This is a genomic window from Terriglobia bacterium (assembly GCA_036496425.1).
Lineage (GTDB): Bacteria > Acidobacteriota > Terriglobia > 20CM-2-55-15 > 20CM-2-55-15 > 20CM-2-55-15.
The window spans coordinates 22,049-41,411 of sequence record DASXLG010000231.1; the positions used below are offsets into that span (position 1 = coordinate 22,049).

At 58.1% G+C, this 19,363-nt stretch carries 12 protein-coding genes; 5 read left to right on the plus strand and 7 right to left on the minus strand.

Features of this window, described 5'->3' with window-relative positions; genetic code table 11:
* Position 1: 1 nt before the first annotated feature.
* From VGK48_16400 to murJ, 4 genes are all read right to left on the minus strand, one after another.
* A complete protein-coding gene (locus VGK48_16400; GenBank protein ID HEY2382757.1) occupies positions 2-343 on the minus strand; it encodes a PadR family transcriptional regulator in 342 nt (113 codons plus the stop codon).
* Between the two features lie 215 nt (positions 344-558).
* Positions 559-1,707, minus strand: a complete 1,149-nt coding sequence (gene metK, locus VGK48_16405; protein HEY2382758.1) for a methionine adenosyltransferase — start codon at positions 1,705-1,707, stop codon at positions 559-561.
* Positions 1,708-1,776: 69 nt separating this feature from the next.
* Positions 1,777-2,649, minus strand: coding sequence for a site-specific tyrosine recombinase XerD (xerD, locus tag VGK48_16410; protein HEY2382759.1), 873 nt, complete (start codon positions 2,647-2,649; stop codon positions 1,777-1,779).
* Positions 2,646-4,220, minus strand: coding sequence for a murein biosynthesis integral membrane protein MurJ (murJ, locus tag VGK48_16415; GenBank protein HEY2382760.1), 1,575 nt, complete (start codon positions 4,218-4,220; stop codon positions 2,646-2,648). Before murJ ends, xerD begins: the two co-directional genes overlap by 4 nt.
* Before the next feature lie 40 nt (positions 4,221-4,260).
* Between murJ and lpxD the strand changes: the two genes are divergently transcribed.
* On the plus strand, positions 4,261-5,292 hold the full coding sequence (lpxD, locus tag VGK48_16420; GenBank protein ID HEY2382761.1) for a UDP-3-O-(3-hydroxymyristoyl)glucosamine N-acyltransferase: 1,032 nt from the start codon (positions 4,261-4,263) through the stop codon (positions 5,290-5,292).
* 67 nt (positions 5,293-5,359) lie between these two features.
* Here the strand turns inward: lpxD and VGK48_16425 are convergent, their stop codons facing one another.
* From VGK48_16425 to VGK48_16435, 3 genes are all read right to left on the minus strand, one after another.
* A complete protein-coding gene (locus tag VGK48_16425) occupies positions 5,360-7,486 on the minus strand; it encodes a VWA domain-containing protein (GenBank protein HEY2382762.1) in 2,127 nt (708 codons plus the stop codon).
* A gap of 49 nt (positions 7,487-7,535) precedes the next feature.
* The gene (locus VGK48_16430; GenBank protein ID HEY2382763.1) at positions 7,536-10,514 is read right to left on the minus strand and encodes a carboxypeptidase regulatory-like domain-containing protein; all 2,979 of its coding nucleotides are present in this window, start codon (positions 10,512-10,514) and stop codon (positions 7,536-7,538) included.
* A gap of 88 nt (positions 10,515-10,602) precedes the next feature.
* Positions 10,603-11,505: a TIGR03435 family protein gene (locus VGK48_16435; GenBank protein ID HEY2382764.1), complete on the minus strand. Its 903-nt coding sequence runs from the start codon at positions 11,503-11,505 to the stop codon at positions 10,603-10,605.
* Positions 11,506-12,078: 573 nt separating this feature from the next.
* Here VGK48_16435 and VGK48_16440 point away from each other — a divergent pair.
* The 4 genes from VGK48_16440 to VGK48_16455 all read left to right on the plus strand — a co-directional run bounded on the left by VGK48_16440 (position 12,079) and on the right by VGK48_16455 (position 19,312).
* On the plus strand, positions 12,079-13,971 hold the full coding sequence (locus VGK48_16440) for a HAMP domain-containing sensor histidine kinase (protein HEY2382765.1): 1,893 nt from the start codon (positions 12,079-12,081) through the stop codon (positions 13,969-13,971).
* On the plus strand, positions 13,968-14,660 hold the full coding sequence (locus VGK48_16445; protein HEY2382766.1) for a response regulator transcription factor: 693 nt from the start codon (positions 13,968-13,970) through the stop codon (positions 14,658-14,660). The genes VGK48_16440 and VGK48_16445 overlap by 4 nt, the downstream gene beginning before the upstream one ends.
* A 151-nt stretch (positions 14,661-14,811) precedes the next feature.
* Positions 14,812-16,482 carry a DUF1592 domain-containing protein gene (locus VGK48_16450; protein ID HEY2382767.1) on the plus strand — a complete coding sequence of 557 codons (1,671 nt, stop codon included), beginning with the start codon at positions 14,812-14,814 and terminating at the stop codon, positions 16,480-16,482.
* Positions 16,483-16,492: 10 nt separating this feature from the next.
* Positions 16,493-19,312: a carboxypeptidase regulatory-like domain-containing protein gene (locus VGK48_16455; GenBank protein ID HEY2382768.1), complete on the plus strand. Its 2,820-nt coding sequence runs from the start codon at positions 16,493-16,495 to the stop codon at positions 19,310-19,312.
* Positions 19,313-19,363: the final 51 nt, after the last annotated feature.

The following is a 19,363-nucleotide window of genomic DNA, read 5'->3' on the forward strand; positions in this document are numbered from 1 at the left end:
TTTAGCCCGGCGTGCGCACCAGAGAAACAGCCTTTACCAGGAGGTCCCACTTCGATTCCTCCTGCGACAGATACTTCCGCCCCGCAGCCGTCAGCCGGTAGTACTTGGCCCGTTGATTGTTCCCGGATGTCTTCCACTCCGAGGCCAGCAGCCCTTGCCGTTCGAGCCGGTGAAGCGCCGGATACAAAGAGCCGGCTTCAATGGTGAGCAGTTCTCCGGATCGGGTCCGGATCGCCTGCCCGACGCCGTGTCCGTGCTCGGGACCCCGCTGGAGCGTCTGGAGAATCAGCATGTCGAGCGTGCCTTGCAGGAGGGCGGCCTTTTGCGTTTTACGGGAAGCCATAGAACGTCTAGTACCACGCAGGCCTATAGACTGTCTAGGACTTTTTGAATTCAGGCCCCGCATAAACATTCGGTGCGAGGCGATATCGCTTGAGCTCGCCAGCGCGGCTTGGGGCGTCGTTCCTGACTTATTCGAGGTTTGTTATCGAGGGCCTAAAGCAAAAAAGGGAGAGTGGTGATAGGTTCACCATTCTCCCTTTTTGCCTTTTTTTGCCTTTATAGGCCGGCCTGTGACTTGAGCTTGGCAGCCTTGTCCGTCTTTTCCCAGCTGAACTCGGGTTCATTCCGGCCGAAGTGGCCGTAGCTGGCGGTCTTGCGATAGATCGGCTTGCGCAGATCCAAAGACTCGATGATGCCGCGCGGCGTGAGCTGGAAGTTTTCGCGGATCAGCTCCGCAATCTTATCCTGATCGATTTTGCCGGTGTCGAAGGTATCCACGCTGACCGATACCGGATCCGCTACGCCGATAGCGTATGCCAGCTGGATCTCCGCGCGATCGGCGAGACCGGCCGCCACGACGTTCTTGGCGATGTATCGGGCCATATAACAGGCAGAGCGGTCCACCTTCGTCGGATCCTTACCCGAGAATGCGCCGCCGCCATGCCGGCCCATGCCGCCGTAGCTGTCGACGATGATTTTTCGTCCGGTCAAACCGCAGTCGCCCTGGGGTCCGCCGACGACAAACCGTCCGGTCGGATTGATGTGATATTTCGTTTTGGCATCCAACAGAGCTGTGGGCAGTGTCGGTTTGATGATGTGTTCGAGGATCTCTTCCCGGATCTGGGCGTTCGAGGCTTCGGGTGAATGTTGCGTCGAGATCACGACCGTGTCGATTCGAATCGGTTTGTCCCCGTCATATTCCACGGAAACCTGCGATTTGCCGTCCGGCCGCAGGAAGTTCGGCACGTTGGCCCGCCGCGCATCCGCCAGACGCTTCGTCAGTTTGTGCGCCAGCAGAATCGGCAGCGGCATGAGCTCCGGGCTTTCGTTCGTTGCGTAACCAAACATCAACCCCTGATCTCCGGCGCCGCCCGTGTCCACACCCATCGCAATATCCGGCGATTGGGTATCGACCGAGCACATCACGGCGCACGTTTTAAAGTCAAAACCGTACTCGGCATTGGTATAACCGATACTTTCGACGGTCTTTCGAACAATGGAAGCGTAGTCGATCACGGACTTGGTCGTGATCTCCCCAGCCACCAGAGCCAGTCCTGTCGTCACCAGCGTTTCGCAGGCGACACGGCCCATCGGGTCCTGGGACATGACGTAGTCCAGAATGGAATCGGAAATCTGATCGGCAACCTTGTCCGGATGGCCTTCGGTCACGGATTCCGACGTAAATAAGTGCCGGCCTTTAATCACTGCCCTTCCTCCTCTACTCTCTTACTGCCCCTGTGCGGGGCCTTCGCAGCCGCAAATCATACCCCAACTTTATGCCCGCGGATGATAACTTTTGTAGATCTCCTTCAGCCGCTCCCGCATCACATGGGTATAAATTTCCGTGGTTGAAATCTGAGCATGACCGAGCATCTCCTGAACCGCGCGCAGATCCGCCCCACGTTCAAGCAGATGTGTTGCAAAGGAATGCCTTAGCACGTGAGGTGTTAACCTTTTCTTGATGCCCGCCCGCAAGCCGCATGCTCTCAGAATCTTCCAGAATCCCATCCGTGACAGTTTCTGGCCGTGATGATTCAAGAACAGATAATTCGTCGGCTTCCGGACTCGCCGGACCCGAAGATAGTCCCCCACCGCCGCCGCTGCGGATTCGCCCAGCGGGACGATCCGTTCCTTACTTCCCTTGCCCATGCAGCGGACGAAACCGACCTCGAGATCGATGCCGTCGAGCCGGAGCCCGATAAGTTCCGACACCCGCAATCCCGTCGCATACAGAACTTCGAGTAGCGCCCGGTCGCGTACGCCCTTCGGCGTACCTGTGTCCGGCGCCGCCAGCAAGCGGTCGACTTCTTCGAGAACCAGAACGTTCGGCAGCGGCTTCCACCATCGAGGCTGGTCGATATTGGCAGTGGGATTGTCCTCCCGCGCACGCTCCAGGATCAGGAAACGGTGCAAACCGCGGACTGCCGCAAATGCCCTCGCCGCCGAGCGTGGCTTGAGTTTGCGCAAATAGAGAAACTTCAGGAAGCCGGAAACTTCCGCCTGCTGCACCTCGATGATGGAAATACCGCCGAGATGTTCGAGGTACATGGCAAGGTCGTGCTCGTAGGACGCGAGGGTATTGTCGGACAAACCTTTCTCAATCCGCAGGTATTGCAAAAACCGCTGGACCCAATCCAGGTTGCTCATGTCAATTCAACACCGGCCTTCGGCCGCGCCTGCGTCACGATCCGAAACTCCATCAGCTCGCGGGTTTTCAGCAGGGTGGCCGTCGCAAAATAGGTTCCTGCACCCGCCGCGATCGTAATACCCAGCGCGAAGACTTTCCGGCTCATCGCTCCGGCATACAAACCAGGCCAATGAATGATTCCATATGCTACGGTCGCCAGAGCCGCCGAGGCCACCGCAAACTTCGAAACCGATTGGACAATGCCCCATACGCCGAAAGAGCCGTACCGCCTGTAGAAAATCACCAGGAGCGCAGTCGAACTGAAGAACGCCGACAGCGACGTTGCCAGTGCAGGGCCGCCGTTCTGCAGCGGGCGGATAAACAGGAAGTTCAAGCCGATGTTAAGCAGCAGCGCGGCGAAAGCGACCTTCACCGGCGTGCGCGTGTCCTGTAACGCATAAAAGGCCGGCACGATCACTTTAACCATGGAAAATGCCGAAAGACCCAGTGCGAAAAACGGCAGCGCCCAGGCCGTGAGCGCGGTCGAGGCCGCGGTGAAATCCCCATGTTGAAACAGGACTTCGATAATCTCCCGGCGCAGCAGAATCAGGCCCACCGTTGCCGGAAAGGTAATAAAGAGGATGAGCCGGGTCGCAAAGTTGACTGTGTTTTTGAGCTCATCCATCTGACGGAGCGCCGCCTGACGCGACAGCAACGGCAGAATAACTGTTGAAACCGCGACGGCGTAGGCGCCCAGTACGAACTCCATGACGCGGTCGGCGATGTAAAGCGCCGTCACGCTCCCTTCCGCGAGGTATGACGCGAATTGCGTGCCGACCAGAACATTCACCTGAACGATGCCTGCTCCAAAGATGACCGGCACCATCAATCGGACAACTTGCCGGACGCCGGGGTGATGGAAATCCAACCTGAAGCGGATTCGCCACCCCGTTTTCAAAAGTACCGGAATCTGAATCGTCAGTTGAAGAGCGCCACCGACGACGACACCCACCGCCAACGTCCGGGTCACGTCGCCGAAAAGCCCGCCAAGAAAGGAAAAGACGATCATCGTCAGATTCAAAATGATCGGTGCAAAGGCCGGCGCGCCGAAGCGATGAAAGCTGTTCAGAATTCCCATCGATAAGGCCGATAGACTGATCAGAAAAATGTACGGGAACATGATGCGGTTGAGCGCCGCGGTGAGTTCCAGCTTTCCCGGCGTGTCGGAGAAACCCTGAGCGAAAAGCCGGACCACCAGCGGCGAAAGAAGAATCCCCGCAATGGTGATCACAGTGAGACAGATCGTGATGACGGTTAGCATCGTATTCGCGAACTCCCAGCCGTCCTCCTCCTTATTTTCCGCGATGTAGCGTGTGAATACCGGAATGAATGCCGCGCTGACCGCACCTTCTCCGACGAGGCGGCGCAGCAGATTCGGGATTCTGTAAGCGGTGGTGTAGGCGTCCGCCGCCGTTCCCGCACCCAGCAGGAACGCGATCCGGGAGTCACGGATGTATCCGAATATCCGGCTGATGATGGTGAAGGCGCTGATGAGTGAAGCAGACTTCAGGAGGTGCCGGTGTTCGCTCATTACTTAGCCGGTATACTAGCATCCCGAAAGGCGGGAAAACGTGAAGCTATCCGACATGGCAGCGCGGCTGAATTGCATTCTGAAAGGCGATGGCGCGCTCGAAATCAGCAGAGTTATCGGAATCGACGAGGCCGGGACCGGAGATGTGACTTTCGTCTCCAATCCGAAATACGCGGCCAAGGCTCGGACGACGAAGGCCACCGCCGTCATCGTGTCGCCGGATTTCCCGGAAATCGACAAGGCCACGCTGCGGAGCTCCAACCCGTATCTGACATTTGCGCGGGCCGTTGAGCTCTTTTATCAAGCCCCGCAACCTGACCGGATTGTCGACGCCGGCGCCCGGATCGCCGGCTCGGCGCAGATTGGAGAGGGTGCCTCGATCGCACCCTATGTGGTTATCGAAGACGGCGTGCAGATCGGAAAGAACTGCACCTTGTATCCCTTCGTCCATATCTCACGCGGAGCCCGGATCGGAGACAATTTCAAAGCCTATGCGCACGTTTCCGTCCGCGAGTTCTGCAGGATCGGGAACAATGTCATCCTGCAGGACGGAGTGAAGGTCGGGACGGACGGCTTCGGTTACGCCAAAAAAGACGACGGCAGCTACTACAAAATCGTCCAATCAGGCGTCGTGGTGATTGAAGACGACGTGGAGGTCGGCGCAAATGCCACCATCGACCGCGCAACGATCGGCGAAACACGGATTCGCCGCGGAGCCAAAGTCGATAATCTCGTGCAGGTGGGCCATGCCTCGGATGTGGGCGAGGATACGCTGCTCTGCGCCCAGGTTGGGCTGGCGGGAAGCTCGAAGATCGGCCGCAGCGTGATCCTTACAGGCCAGGTCGGCGTTGCGGGTCACCTCGAAATCGGCGACCGCGTGGTGGCGACGGCGCAGACCGGTATTCCGAACTCGATTGAAGCGGATAAGATTGTTTCCGGGTATCCCGCGATTGATAACAAGCTCTGGCTGAAGAGCTCGGCGGTGTTTAAGCGTCTGCCGGAACTTTTGAAGCGGATCGAGGCCTTGGAAAAGAAGGCAGGAACACAAGAAGCACAAAAGGCACAAGAATAAGATTTCTTGTGCTTTTTGCGTTTACTTCCGTACGCTCGTATTCGAGTGCTTCTTGTGTTCCTGCTCCCTAATTCACCAGCATGACAGGTGCCTGCCAGAAGGCGACCTTCTGTCCCATCGGATCCAGGACCGTGACCTGGCAGTTGTACTCACCCACGGGCAGCTTCGAAAGCGACAGGCTGAATTTCAGCGGCAGCGCCTTCGACTTCGGATCGAGCCCGTCAACGACCTGTAGAGGCGTCGTTTCGAACGCTTTGGTCTGGCCGCGATAGAACGTCACGAATGCCACCAGCGGCTCGGTCGTCGTCGCAGTGCGTTCGTAGGCCTGCAGATAGACATACATATCGCGGTTCTTGCTGAACACCCGCGTCACGCTCGGAATCAGCCTCTGGCCTTCGACAATCATAGGATCTACAGCGATGGCTGCCGCAGCCGCGTTTTTGTCCTTCGCGGCATTATAAAGAGCATCCTTCATATCAACGCGCTGGCTGCTCAGAACAACCGAACTGATTGGAATGCGCTTCTCTTCCTTCATCAGATTGGGAACGGTGAACGACGCCTGGTAGGTTCCGATCCGCCCGGTTTCCGCGTCCCGCGCCAGGAATTTGATCTGGTACTTGCCGGGCAGGAGAGTGAATCCGGTGTGATATTCGATCGGACGCTTGCCCAGGTCGCTCGCCGTCTCACCGCTGACTTTGGTATCGACTTTGTCGCGCAGGTTCTGAATCGTGGTGCCGTAATCGTCTTTCACTTCCCCGATAAAGTCGATCAGGGTTTTCTCAGTCGCCCCTCCGCTCTTTGCCAGCACGAGTTCGCTTCCGGGGATCTTGACGTCGATGGGAACGAAGTATTCGGCGCGGTTCAGCTGGAAGAAGTTCACTTCCATGGCGATGGTGATGTCTGTGATCGGGTCGCCGAGCATCAAGGCGTCTTCCAGTTGGCGCTCCTTGTCGGCCGTCGTGTACTTATTGAATGTCTTTCCGGCGTAGTATCCCTGCCGGTAGTCCAGTTTCGCGGTTTGGGTTTCTTTGAGCGAGACTTTGACGCGCCTGAACTTGCCGTCGAGGTTCGTGTTACTCGAGTAGTAACCGATAATGTAATAGCTCGTGATCGCCTGTTCGGCTTTAACGATTCCGACCGACAAATCATTGTTATCGAGCAACGCTTCGCCGCCGGTATCCTTGGCCAGGGCGTAAAGGCTGTCCTGCGAGACCTGGAACCTCGATATCGCGGCCATCGCTGTTTGACCGGTGAATGCGCCGTTACCGCTCCGAGACGGCGTTGTCGCATCGCCCAGCGGCATCAGGGCGACGAGGCCGCGGGCATCGACAGGAAAGAACTTGACGTTCGAGCGGATCGCAGCATTGATCGTCGCGCGCAGTTGCGCCTGGTTGTCGGTTCCGTTCAGATTCAAGCCGCTCGCGAAGTAGACGAACGATTTTTCTTCATTCAGGTTTTTCAGCATATTCACGGCGGTCTGAAGCGCGGCGAGCTGCCGGTCGGTATTGAATATGTTGAACTCACCCATGTCCTGACCGAACGCCGAGGTCGAATCCGCCGTCAAATTGTCGCTGTCATCGGGATAAATCAGCTTTCCGAGAACGGTGAAAAGAGCTTCCTGATCGTTGGTGAAGTCCTGCAGCACCTTCACGGCGCCGTTCGTAAATGCCATGATCGCCACCAGATCCGGCTTCTTCATCTGGGTTCGGATGAACTTGTCTGCCGCCGTGAAGGCGCGCAATTGATCCGGCGGGGAAACGTTCTGCATGTCGAAGAACAGAACCATCAACCGGCGGCCGTCATACCGCTTGTCGCCGTTGGGCGGCGGTGTGATCTGAGTGGCCACCGGAGGACGCACGATTTCAACCGGCGTTGTTATTGCGGCAGTTGCCGCGCCGGCAGCCTTCTGGCCGGGAGCCGGCGCGTCTTCCATCCGCTGGAACTGAAAAAGGCCTATGGTTTGCGGTACGTTGTCTTCGGTAACCGTGAAGTCCTTGGCGGTAAGTCCCTCGATGTCTTTACCATCTTTATCCTTCACGATCACATTTTCGACCACCAGTTGCGAATCCACGCTGAGCGTGAAGGGCTGATCCGCTTTCTGTGGCGCGATAACCTGCTGGGCATTCGATCTTGGAACGGCGCAAAGGAAACCCAAAAGGCATAAAACGAGGATACCTTTGATTCTTGCGGCCATTCTTGTGTCTCTTGTGCTTCTCGTGTTCCGTTCCCGTTCTCGTCTCATGTTAGAACCTCACTCGCACTGTTGTCTGCAGGATGCGCATCTGATTCGCGCTGGCCGGTAATCCGAACTGTGGAGCACTGATGTTCGTATTCCAACTCGTAAATGCCACGTGATTCATCACATTGGCTGCATTTATCGTCAAGTCGATGTTATAGCGGTCACCCCACGGGAACGTCCGTCCCAGGGTGCTGTTCAGGCTGAACTGTGTGGGGCCTGTAATCGAATTTCTGGCGGCGTTGCCAAACTGACCGGCGGCGGGAACGCTGAAAGCCGCAGGATTCAAAGACTTTCCCTCTGGAGCAGCGGTAATAGAGGCGCCCGTCACATTGGGCCGCAGATTACCGGTAACTCCGGTGCCCGCCACGTTTGAAAAATAGGTGGGCGTTTCAGGCGTTCCGCTTCCGACAGTCAACGCAGAGGCGAAAGTCCATGATTTGAGCACAGCACCCTTCCAACCGCTGAGCAGGGCACCGCCGCGAACTCCGGATCCCGTGCTGTATTGTCCCTGAACGGAGAGCTGATGGCGCTGGTCGAAAGACGACAAAGCGCGTTCAGCATCCAGATGGAGCCAGTTCTGAGCCACATTGGTACCAGCCGAGGTCACGGTAGCCACCTGCGCGCCTCCCATCAACGGTGCGTCATCGATGGCCTTGGCGTAGGTGTACTGCAGAGTCGATGTGAACCCGCTCCGGAGCCGGCGGCGTACCTGAATCTGCCCGGCGTGCCGCGTCGAATTACCGTTCGATGTCAGGAATATATATCCCGTCGGGCTGATAGCGCCCGTCGGGAATGTGTTCGGTAGAAACTCCTGCGGCAGGCGCGTTCCTTTCGTGCCGAGGTAGTTTGCCGTCATCTGCAGCGCAAACGGAAGATCGCGCTGTACCGACAGCGTCCAGTTGTCTGCATAACCGATTTTGAAATTCGGATCGACAGCGAATGTGGTCTGAGATATCCCCTGCGTGGCATTGAAACCGTTCGCAAGCGTCAACGGGTTTGCGGCCGAATTGGGCACGCTTAAGCTCTTGGAAAGCGGCGCCTGTTGAGCCATCTGGTTCGCGATCGATTGATAAACACCCGTGTTGCGGTAGATACCATATGATCCGCGCACGATCACCGATGAAGCGGCGATCGGCCGCCAGGCGAAAGCAAACCGGGGCAGAATGTCCATCGGGTCCTTATTGATCAGGTCGTTGCCGATCGCGGGAGCAATCGTCGTGAAATTCGGACCGATACTGAGGTTCACCAGACGGTTATATTTCTCGCTGATCGGTGTTTCATATTCCCAGCGTGCACCCAGCATCAATGTCAGAGCGCCGTTGATGCGCCAGTCATCCTGGAAGAACAGATCGGTGACCGTCTGCCTGAAATATTTGTCGGCATTACCGAAGGCGATTTCACTGGTGCCCGGAACTCCGAGCAGAAAGTCTGCGAAATCCACTCCCGCAATCGCGCCCGTAAAGGTAAATGTCCCGCGCGGATCCTGTTGAGAAATGGTATTGAACTGCGCCCTGCGCATGTCTCCACCGAACTGGATATTGTGGCGGCCATGGTTCCAGAAACTGCCGTATGAAACAGTGGTTGTCTGGTTTCGAACGGCCGAATACTGCGCGTCCGACAATCCGGAGACGCCGGTGCCGTTGGTGAAATTCAATGCCGTCGGGCCCCAGTTTACGGGATCCTGATTATTTCCGGTGATGCCGGCAAGACCCGAAACATTGAGTTTGTTCGCAAAAAACGGCGTTGTCGTTATGGATTGCCGGCCGAATCGAAAGCCGAATTGCGAGGAAAACCGCTGCGTCGGCCGGAACGTCCAATTGATTGCGGCATTGATGCCCTTCGATCGGCCCGAGTCCAGAAAACTGAAAAGGTTCGGATTGCCGGTGCGTGAGCTTTGGAAGGCGAAATTCCCGTTGACCTGATTTCTCTGGTTGATCGACTTATTCATTTGAGTCTGGACGGCGTCCGTGTGCACCACCCCGACAATGGGAATCTGATAATTGTATTGAGGATTCCCGGTGAAATTCGGCTTGGGAAAGTAGGCCAGCAGGGATTGCGCCTGCGGGCTGATCCGTTGTCCAGGGATCATATCGCCGCCGAACGGTTGCCCCGTCACCGGATCGATGACCTGCGCCGGCAACCCCGTGGGCAATACGGTCTCCGAGAAATCTCCCATCCGTTCCAAGTCCGTCGGCATGCGTCCTGTGGCTACAGAGGCAGTCCGGTTCTGAGTGCGGCTGTAACCGAAGAAGAAATTCGGTCCGTTGTTGTTCTTGATGATTCCGGGGAGCTTCAGCGGACCGCCGAAGTTGAATGTCAACTGGCCCTTCGAGTAGGACGGTCTCGTGGTATTGGCGCCAGCCAGTGAATACGACCGCGCATCGAGCGCTGAGGTATCAAAATTCACCAATCCGATTCCGCCATTATATAAAGGACGCAAACCGCGGCGGTTGTTGCCGAAAGCTCCAAGCTGGGCGAACGGCGAGGCCGCTCCATTGTTGACGGTTCCATTGATCAGCGAAGCGTCGGCGGCCCGTGAATTCAATTCGTCCTGGCTCGCATTGGCGAACGTGCTCGACGTCTGTTGCGCCGGAGGATTGGCCGGTTGCTGGGCGTTGGCGTTCTGATTGACTTGAGTCTGCGCAAAGCCCGTCTGCTGAGCGCGTGGAGTCGCCGGCGCGCCCTTGGCCGCACCCTTGGCATTTCCGGCGGCCGGAGCGGCCGCAGCCGCAGTCGGCGCGGGTTCATTATGGACGACATCTGCCTTGATCTCTGCCATCGAAAGCATCTTCAGTTCCCACGCTGTCGTGGCGGTATCGCCTTTGAGCTTGGCAAATCCCAGCATTTCAATCTCAACAGGCCAGGGCCCTTCCTTCAGATCGGGAAATGAATAGGCACCCATCGGATCCGTGACCGTAACCAGGGTCTTGTCTCCCTGGGTGACGGTGACCGTCGCGCCCGGTACCGGTACTCCTCCGAACATGAGCTGGCCGTGCGCTTCCGCAAATACAGGAATTACGGATGATATGGACAAGACGAAACACAAAAGGCACGCAATAAAGTGGCGCAATCTAATTCTCCGAAGGCTTCTGGACGTTATCGACGACGATGACGTCCACCGGCCCCTTTGTGGAATCCAATTTTAGTCCCAGTTGTTCTTGTAAAGCCGTGAAGATCGATGGTCCGTTGGGGTCAATCGCAGGCCCAGGTTCCGGTCCCGCAGGACCTCCGGGACCGGGCCCGGCCGCTCCCGCGCTGCCGCCGCCCGGAGCCGGGTCCGGAGTCCACTGCAGTTTCGCGTCGTACAGCCCCTTCAATCCGGTCTTATCCACAACGATCCGGCCAACCAGCGATGAGAGCGTCTGGACGATGTTGGTCTCGTTCATCGCGACAGCTTCGAGATTCCCTCTTCCCGTACGCAAACTGTAGCGGGGCATCTGACCGCCCGCTTGTAATGGTGAAGGAGGGGGTGCGCCGCGTTCGGGCGGCTTGTACGGCGTCTGATCGTCGGAAAGCCTCATCTTCAGGCCGCTTTTCGCGATCGTAAGCTCATAGATCGGGAGGTCCCGAGTTTCAGTGTGAGTCTTGAGTTGGAACCGATCTTCCAGAAGCGATTGAAGACGGATTGCCATCGGACTCGGCTTGCCTGGGTCCGGCGGTCCGGCCGGCTGCGGGATGCTGCCTTCCTCGGCCCGCGCTTCGACATCCCAGAAGTCGCTTGTCATCCAACTCGGGCCACCCGCCACCTGAAAGTCACGGATACTGTAAGCAAACGTCAGCATGGCGCGGAGGGGAACGTGGCTGATGACCAGCCGACCGCCCGGCTGCATCCCGATCATGCTTCCGCGCTGGCCGGGATCGCTCGGCTTAACTGTCGCAACTTCAAATGACGGCTTCGCACCGGCGGTCGCCTGACTAAAGATAGGAATCGCAACAACAATGATCGCCAGAACGATCAGGAACCCCGCTCGCATAGTTTCCCCTGCGTTATAGACACCCCAGCCGTGACTTCCGTTGACAGAATTCGGCGCCGGCCGTCAAAGTGCTACCTTTATAGCACGTCGACTGCGGACATAGCCCCATGTTTTATTACGGACGAGACACCCGAAAATTAACAGTTCTTGCTTTTTCTTCCCCGACGGCGAATAGACGCAGCCGGCGTTCGGACGTTAGACACCGGAAGCATCCTTTTTGATCACTAAAAGATCCGATACGGAAACCAGGGGCGGAATGTTCCAACCTACTGGTTTCCATAACGACGGACGAAGAAGCCGTTTCGGTCTAATGTCCGTGCAATTCGGATCATTAGATCTTGCCTCACCGATTGCTCCCGGTGGCATTCGAAAGTCCGTTCCGAATCGTTGTGCATTATCAATGGATTGGACCTCCAGTCCCGCCCGCAACGTGTTCGCCAATGAGACGATGCGTGCCGGGAACGAACACTACAACTTTAAAAGCAGACAGCTCCGGATGCCTGAACGTCCTTCTCGCTGTATCCATGACACTTTCATGACAACTCACCTTCCCTCGCGATCTAGAATGCTGCGGTGAGCCCCGGCGATCCAAGGCGTAAGCGGCAGATTCTCCTTTTCCTGGCTGCCATCCTCATTCCGACCGCCGTATTAATTACCCTCGCCATGCGTCTGGCGCGGCAGGATGCCGAACTTGCCGAAAAGAGAAGCGCCGATCAGCGCCGGGACGCCCTGGACGAACTCCGGCGGGAGCTGGCGGCCCGGCTGGAAACGATCAAACTGCAGGAACTGACCCGGCTGTCCGGAGAATCCGCCTCTCGGGAAGTGCCGGCGGGCGACTTTCCGGTCTTGTTTGTCGCTCCGCTGGTTCAAAACCGGCTGATTCTGCCGTGGGAGAGCACGGCTCCGCCTGCTGCCGAGCCGGAAGAGTTTCTGCAAAAACAGAAAGAAGCCGAAGCCCGGGAATTTCTTGGAAACGACTTTTCCGGCGCCTTTCAGGCCTACACTCAAGCGCAGGCGGCGTCGTCCAACCCTTCCGGCCAATGCGCTTCGAGCCTTTCCGCGGCAAGAGTATTGATCAAAGGAGAAAGAAAGCCGGAAGCGGCCGCGATATACCGCTCGATGTTGGAAAAATGTGCATCCGTGGAGGATGCCGACGGCATGACTTTTGCTCTCTATGCTGCGGAACGACTGATCTCGCTCGATCTGGACTCCAACCCTGCCCGCGAATACATCATCAAGCGGGTCCGATCGCTGCGATGGCTGCCGCCGGTTCAAGCCTACCTGATGCAATCGTTGCTGCGGGATGCGGCCAGCGCGGAGGCGAAACAGGCGGGCGACAGGCTGACCTCCGAGATCCATGACGTTGAACAGATCCTGGCGCTCGCGAACGACCTGAGCCGGCTGGGTCGAATCGACTTCCCGTTTCACGCCAACCCGGGACAATCGGTGTGGCTGGCTTATGGGGACGAACCCTGGCTGATCACCGTGATGTCGACGGCGTCTTTCGCGCCTCCGGTGGTTCTCGCCATTTCCTCAAAGAAAGTTTCGCCTCCCGGGGTGACCTTCACGGCCGCAAAATCCGCGACTTCTCTGCCCTTGGGAGACGGCTTCGTCGATCTCGATGTCGAATGGCCCGCCGGGCGCTTCGCTCCCGCTACAACCGTGCCGCCATTTTTGTATGCCGCCGGAATTGTCCTGATTCTCAGCGTGACGCTGTTCGCCGGCTACCTTCTGCTGCGGGACGTCAGCCGGGAAATCGAAGTGGCGGAAATGCGATCGCACTTTGTCGCGAGCGTTTCCCATGAGTTGAAAACGCCGCTGACTGCGATTCGTATGTTCGCCGAGACCCTCGCGATGGGAAGAGCCACGGACGAACGGACCCGATCCGAATATCTCCAGACGGTCGTCAATGAAAGCGAACGCCTTTCCCGTCTCGTCGACAACGTACTCGATTTTTCCAGAATCGAACGCGGCAAGAAAATTTACCGGATGCAGCCGGTATCCCTTCCGGAAATCGTTCGCGCTGCCGCGAAAACCATGCAATACCCATTGACGCAACAGGGCTTCGCGCTGACGGTTTCGATCGAAGAGCAATTCCCTGCTGTTCGAGCCGATGCGGACGCCCTGGAACAGGCGATCCTGAACCTGCTCGCGAATGCACTGAAATACTCCGGCGATGCCCGGGAAATCGAGTTGCACCTCGACCACTCCAAGACCGATGCGATCATCAAGGTTGTCGACCGGGGTATCGGTATCGCCGGGGAAGACCAGAACCGGATATTCGAGAAGTTTTACCGCGTTCGTTCAGCGCACGCCGAAGGCGTTCCCGGCACGGGACTGGGACTCACTTTAGCCACCCATATCGTGAAGGCCCATGGCGGCCGTATCGAGGTGTCGAGCGAAGTCGGACACGGAAGCACCTTTTATATATGTCTGCCGCTGGAACAGCCGGAGGCGAACGCATGAATAAAGTTCTTGTTGTCGAAGATGACGCGGCAATCCTGCGCGGCCTGGCCGACAATCTGGCGCACGAGGGTTATGAGGTCGTCACCGCAGTCAACGGAGAGACCGGATACAACCTTCAAAAAAGCGAAAGGCCCGACCTCATCATCCTGGATCTCATGCTGCCGCGCATGAGCGGCCTGGAATTGTGCCGGAAACTCCGCGGCGAAGGTGTTCAGACCCCGATACTGATGCTGACGGCAAGGAGCGAAGAGTCCGACCGGGTGATCGGTCTCGACCTGGGCGCCGATGATTACGTCACGAAACCGTTCTCCCTGCGTGAGCTCATGGCCCGCGTCCGGGCTCTCCTGCGGCGGATTCAGGCTGCCGTCGATCTTCCCAATGAACTGCAATTCGGCGATGTTGAAGTGGACTTCCGGCGCTACGTGGCCATCCGTGCGGGGAAACTCGTCGAGATGACGCGGAAGGAATTTGCCACGTTGCGAATCCTCGCCGCCCGGGCAGGTGAGGTCGTGACTCGCGAGCAACTCCTCAACGAAGTCTGGGGCTACGAGGCATATCCCGTCAGCCGGACCGTCGACAACCATATCGCCGGCCTGCGCGCCAAACTGGAAAAGGATCCGGCGCGGCCGGCACACATTCGAACCGTCCACGGCGTCGGATACAAGTTCCTTCACAGTGCAATTTCATGACAATCACCTTACAAAAAATGTGCAGACGGCGGACTTCCCGATGACGACTCGCGAAGCCTCCAGGCGTTATTGTCCGTTCTCATCGTTTCGAGGCATGAGCGGCGCGAATGCAAGCGCGATAGCGCGCAGCCATAAATAGAAGGAGGTTCCGATGAAAGGGCAGGCGCTGGTGGTTTTGCTGGTGGTTTTATTGATGAGCGTTGTAGGGACGGCCGGAGCCGCGGGTTCACAGGTTGCGCTCGAGTTGTACCAGCGCGCGCTGGTTCAGGAACAAGCGGCAGGCAATCTGCCGGAAGCGATCAGCTTGTATCAACAGGCGGCAAAAGAAGCCGGCAACGATCGCACCCTTGCCGCGCGCGCTTTGATCCGCGCGGCAGGCTCGTATGAAAAGCTCGGGCAGCCGGCTGCCATGGAACTCTACGCGGAAGTCATGCGTACTTATCCCGAGCAACGCGAACAGGTCGCGCTGGCGCAGTCCCGGCTGGCGGCGTTGAAGCGCTCGTCTCCCCGAACCGCTCCGGCTCGCGCCGGCCGCACGGACGTGTCGGCGGTGTTCGATCCGCTTTTTGAAACCTATTGTGTATCGTGCCACAGCCAGAGCCACAAAACGGCGGGACTGGCACTCGACAATCTCGACACAACGAATATCAGCGAAAACACGGCTGTCTGGGAAAGAATACTGCGCCGTCTGCGCGCCCGCCGGGATCCTCCACTTGGCATGCGCAGGCCGGACGAAGCAGCGTACCAGGCAGCCGTGTCCACAACGGAACTCGCCCTCGACCAGGCTTATCCCGTGAATTCCTCCTTGAATACCGCGGATCGTGTATCGGATGCCGAGCTCGCGGCCCGCATGGCGAAATTCATCTGGAATGAAACTCCCGATACGGTGTTGTCGGATGCCGCGCAGAGAGGCAGCCTGCGGAATCCCGCGGTTCTGGAGCAGCAGGTACGGCGAATGCTGCGGGACTCCAGAGCCAATGGACTGGTGACCGGGTTCTTCGAGCGCTGGATGCTTTCGGATTCACTGGATAAAGTCCAGAGCGCCGACCCCGGGCTGCGCCAGGCGATGGGAACGGAGACTCATCTGTTCCTCGTCAATCAGCTCCAGGAGGATCACAATGCGCTCGACCTTTGGACCGCCAATTACTCGTTCATCAACGAGCGGCTGGCCCGCCACTATGGAATCTCCGGAATTTCCGGCAACGACTTCCGACGCTATGTTTTTCCCGACAACGCTCGCGCGGGAATTCTCGGACAAGGAAGCTTCCTCACCGTTAGTTCCGCCGGCGACCGCACTTCCCCGGTGGAACGCGGGAAGCTGATCCTCGGCATGTTCCTGGGCGTGAATCCTCCCGATCCGCCACCGAATGTTCCTCCCATCAAGTCCGGCAACAACCGTCCGATGCGCGTCCTGATGCAGGAACATCACACCAATCCCGCTTGCCTTTCCTGTCACCTGAGCTTTGAGCCGCTCGGCCTGGCACTGGAGAATTTCAACCTTGTCGGACAGTGGCGGAACACCGACGGCGGAGCGCCGATCGACGCCTCCGGCACGTTCGTCGACGGCACGCGGTTCAACGGCCCCGCCGAACTGCGCGCCGGCCTCCTGAAGTATCGCGACGCCTATTACGCCAGCATCGCTCAGAAGATGCTGGGTTATGCGCTCGGGCGTGAGGGGCGGACCTGGCGTGTATACGACTACGAAATGCCTTCGGTTCGCGCGATTGTCCGCGAGGCCGGCGCCAACGATTACCGCTGGTCGTCGATCGTGCTCGGTATCGTGAAGAGCACGCCGTTTCAGATGAAGACAATCGTTCCTTAGTAATACCGATATGAATACGGCATTTGGCTTCATTTTTGCCGCCCTGGCTCTCCTTGCCCAGCTGCCGGCGGCAATTCACGGTGTTCTCACCGACGCGTCGGGCGCGTTGATTCCGGGAGCGGCGGTTTCACTCTCCGGCCCGGAGGTGCAGAAAACCGTGCAAACGGCGGCAGACGGCAGCTATTCATTCCAGGGTCTCGCCGCCGGCGACTATACCTTGCGGGTCAGTTTCCCGGATCTTGAATCGTTTGAAAAACGCCTGCATATTGAGGCCGGCACAACGTCGGAAAACGCAATCCAGCTCAGGCCGAGAGTGCTGACCCAGGCTGTCACTGTAACAGAAGAAGCCGGAGCGGAGATCGGCGTCGAACCGGACAAAAGCGCGGGAACCGTTGTCATGAAGCCAACCGATCTTGACGCGCTTCCCGATAACCCGGACGACTTGCTCAATATCCTTCAAGCCCTCGCGGGAGGCGCCGGCGGTCAGGCACAGATCATGGTCGACAATTTCAGCAACGGCCAGATCCCTCCCAAAAGCGCTATCAAAGAAATCAAGATCAATCAGGACCCGTTCTCCGCTGCATACGACTGGATGGGTTTCGGCCGGATCGAGATCGTGACGAAGCCCGGCGGAGACACGCTTCACGGCGCCGTCGGCCTGACCGACAGCGACGCCGCTTTCAACTCACGCAATCCGTATGCGACCAATAAAGCCGGCTACGTGAACCGCATCCTGACCGCCAATTTAGGAAGTTCGTTCAAGAAACGCGCTTCGTATACCTTCGACTTCTATCACAACACCATCGATAACACGGCGCTGATCAACGCCGTCACGCTCGACCCGTCGACATTCGCGGCCCTACCGGTCCAGACCACAGTGGTGGTTCCGCGCGACGATATTTCAGGCACCGGACGCCTGGATGATCAGCTCTCTCCGTCCAACACCTTGACCGGCAGCTACCGCTACCTCCGCAGCCACAGAGACAACAACGGTATCGGACAATACAGCCTGCAATCGCGAGGCTATTCGAATAGGAACACTTTGAAGGAGTTGCATCTGACGGAGACCGCAACCCTGAACAGCAGCGCCGTCACGACAACCAGGCTCGGATACACAGCGACCGGAGCCTTCCAGAACGGCGGCATCTCCTCACCATCTTTGATTGTTTCGAGCGCTTTTAACGGCGGCAGCGCGCAGGTCGGACAGGCTTCGCATACCACCGGTTTTCTCGAAATTCAAAGCGACACGACCTGGATTCATGGCATGCACTCCTTGAAGTTCGGCGGGCGATTTCACAACAATCCGACCTCGGATATCGCTCCATCGAATTTCGGCGGTACGTTCTCCTTTTTCGGCGTCACGGACGCGCCCGTTCTCGACGCAACCAACCAGCCCATCGCGAACGAAACAGCTCAGATCACATCACTCGAACAGTACAGGCGGACATTGCTGTTCGAAAAACTGGGCTATTCCCCGGACACGATTCGCAAGCTCGGCGGCGGCGCGTCGCAGTTTTCGATTGCTGGCGGAAATCCGGCAGTGAACTTCAACTTCGTGGACTTGGCGTTGTACGGGCTGGATGACTGGCGCGTCCGGCCGAATCTGACTGTCAGCCTCGGCGCTCGGTATCGCCGGCAGAACCATATCCACGATTGGAAAGACCTTGGCCCGCGCGCAGCGATCGCCTGGTCCCCACACTCGGGCAGCAGTACTTCGCCCAAGACGGTGATCCGCGCCGGTTGGGGCGCGTTTTTCGACACCGTCAGTCCGCCCGTTGTCCAGCAGGCGCTGCGCTTCAACGGCACCACCCAGAATCAATACGTGGTCCTGAATCCCGATTTTTATCCCATCGTGCCGCCGATCGGTTCTTTGGGGTCAGGACAGGCTTCCACAACCTACCGGCTGGATCCAAAACTCAAAGGCGCTCCCTGGATGCTGAGCGCGATCTCGGTGGACCGTCAGCTTCCGCGCAACACCAGCATCTCCGTCACCTACCGCGATCAGCGCACGACGCACATTCTGCAGACAGTCGATATCAACGCGCCGCTCGCGTTTGGCGGCGTGCGGCCGTACGGTGACGCGGCAGGAAACATCTTTCAATTCGAGTCCGGTGGAATTCAGAAGGTGAAGTGGATCACCCTGCAGCTGAACAGCAAGTTCAATGAGAAGATTTCGCTGACAACCCAATACACCTTCATGCACGGGTTCAACACGGATGCCTACACTGACAGCGGACAGTGGAGTTCCGCAATCCCCTCGAATCCGTACAACCTCAACCAGGACTGGGGCCGCGCAGGCTGGTGCAACACCAATAACTTCACCCTCATGGGCACGTTTACCGCAGCCGCCGGCGTGCAGTTGAGCCCGCTTCTGGTCGCCTATTCCGGACAACCCTACAACCTCACCATCGGCTCCGATCTGAACGGCGACACCGTCGCGAACGACCGGCCGGCCTTCGCCACCGACCTGACGCGGCCAAGCGTCGTCATCACGAAATACGGCTCGTTCGATACGAACCCGATGCCGGGACAGACGATCGTCCCGCGCAACTACCTGACCGGCGCTCCGATGTGGAACCTCTCGGTGCGCCTCTCCAAGACCTTCCGCTTTCCCGCGGAAGCTCAGACCTCTGCGCAAAGCACTTCACCTCAGCCGCGCTACGGACTGAGCTTCAATGTCGATATGGACAACGTGTTCAATCACCTGAATCCCGGCGGCTTCGTCGGCAATCTCGCTTCCCCGCTCTTCGGACAAGCGACCGCCGTCAATTTGTTCCGGGACACCTCGAACAATCGCCGGATTCAGTTCGGCACCCAATTCACATTCTGACTGTCCCCTGAGGCGCGCCTCCTCGATGTTCGGATCGGCCTACTGGAGACG

What these genes read in the sequence shown, in the direction of transcription:
- xerD (HEY2382759.1), bottom strand. Translation starts at nt 2,649, where the DNA reads ATGAGCAACCTGGATTGGGTCCAGCGGTTTTTGCAATACCTGCGGATT.
- VGK48_16450 (HEY2382767.1), top strand. Translation starts at nt 14,812, where the DNA reads ATGAAAGGGCAGGCGCTGGTGGTTTTGCTGGTGGTTTTATTGATGAGC.
- VGK48_16445 (HEY2382766.1), top strand. Translation starts at nt 13,968, where the DNA reads ATGAATAAAGTTCTTGTTGTCGAAGATGACGCGGCAATCCTGCGCGGC.
- murJ (HEY2382760.1), bottom strand. Translation starts at nt 4,220, where the DNA reads ATGAGCGAACACCGGCACCTCCTGAAGTCTGCTTCACTCATCAGCGCC.
- VGK48_16400 (HEY2382757.1), bottom strand. Translation starts at nt 343, where the DNA reads ATGGCTTCCCGTAAAACGCAAAAGGCCGCCCTCCTGCAAGGCACGCTC.
- VGK48_16430 (HEY2382763.1), bottom strand. Translation starts at nt 10,514, where the DNA reads ATGTTCGGAGGAGTACCGGTACCGGGCGCGACGGTCACCGTCACCCAG.
- VGK48_16435 (HEY2382764.1), bottom strand. Translation starts at nt 11,505, where the DNA reads ATGCGAGCGGGGTTCCTGATCGTTCTGGCGATCATTGTTGTTGCGATT.
- VGK48_16455 (HEY2382768.1), top strand. Translation starts at nt 16,493, where the DNA reads ATGAATACGGCATTTGGCTTCATTTTTGCCGCCCTGGCTCTCCTTGCC.
- VGK48_16425 (HEY2382762.1), bottom strand. Translation starts at nt 7,486, where the DNA reads ATGGCCGCAAGAATCAAAGGTATCCTCGTTTTATGCCTTTTGGGTTTC.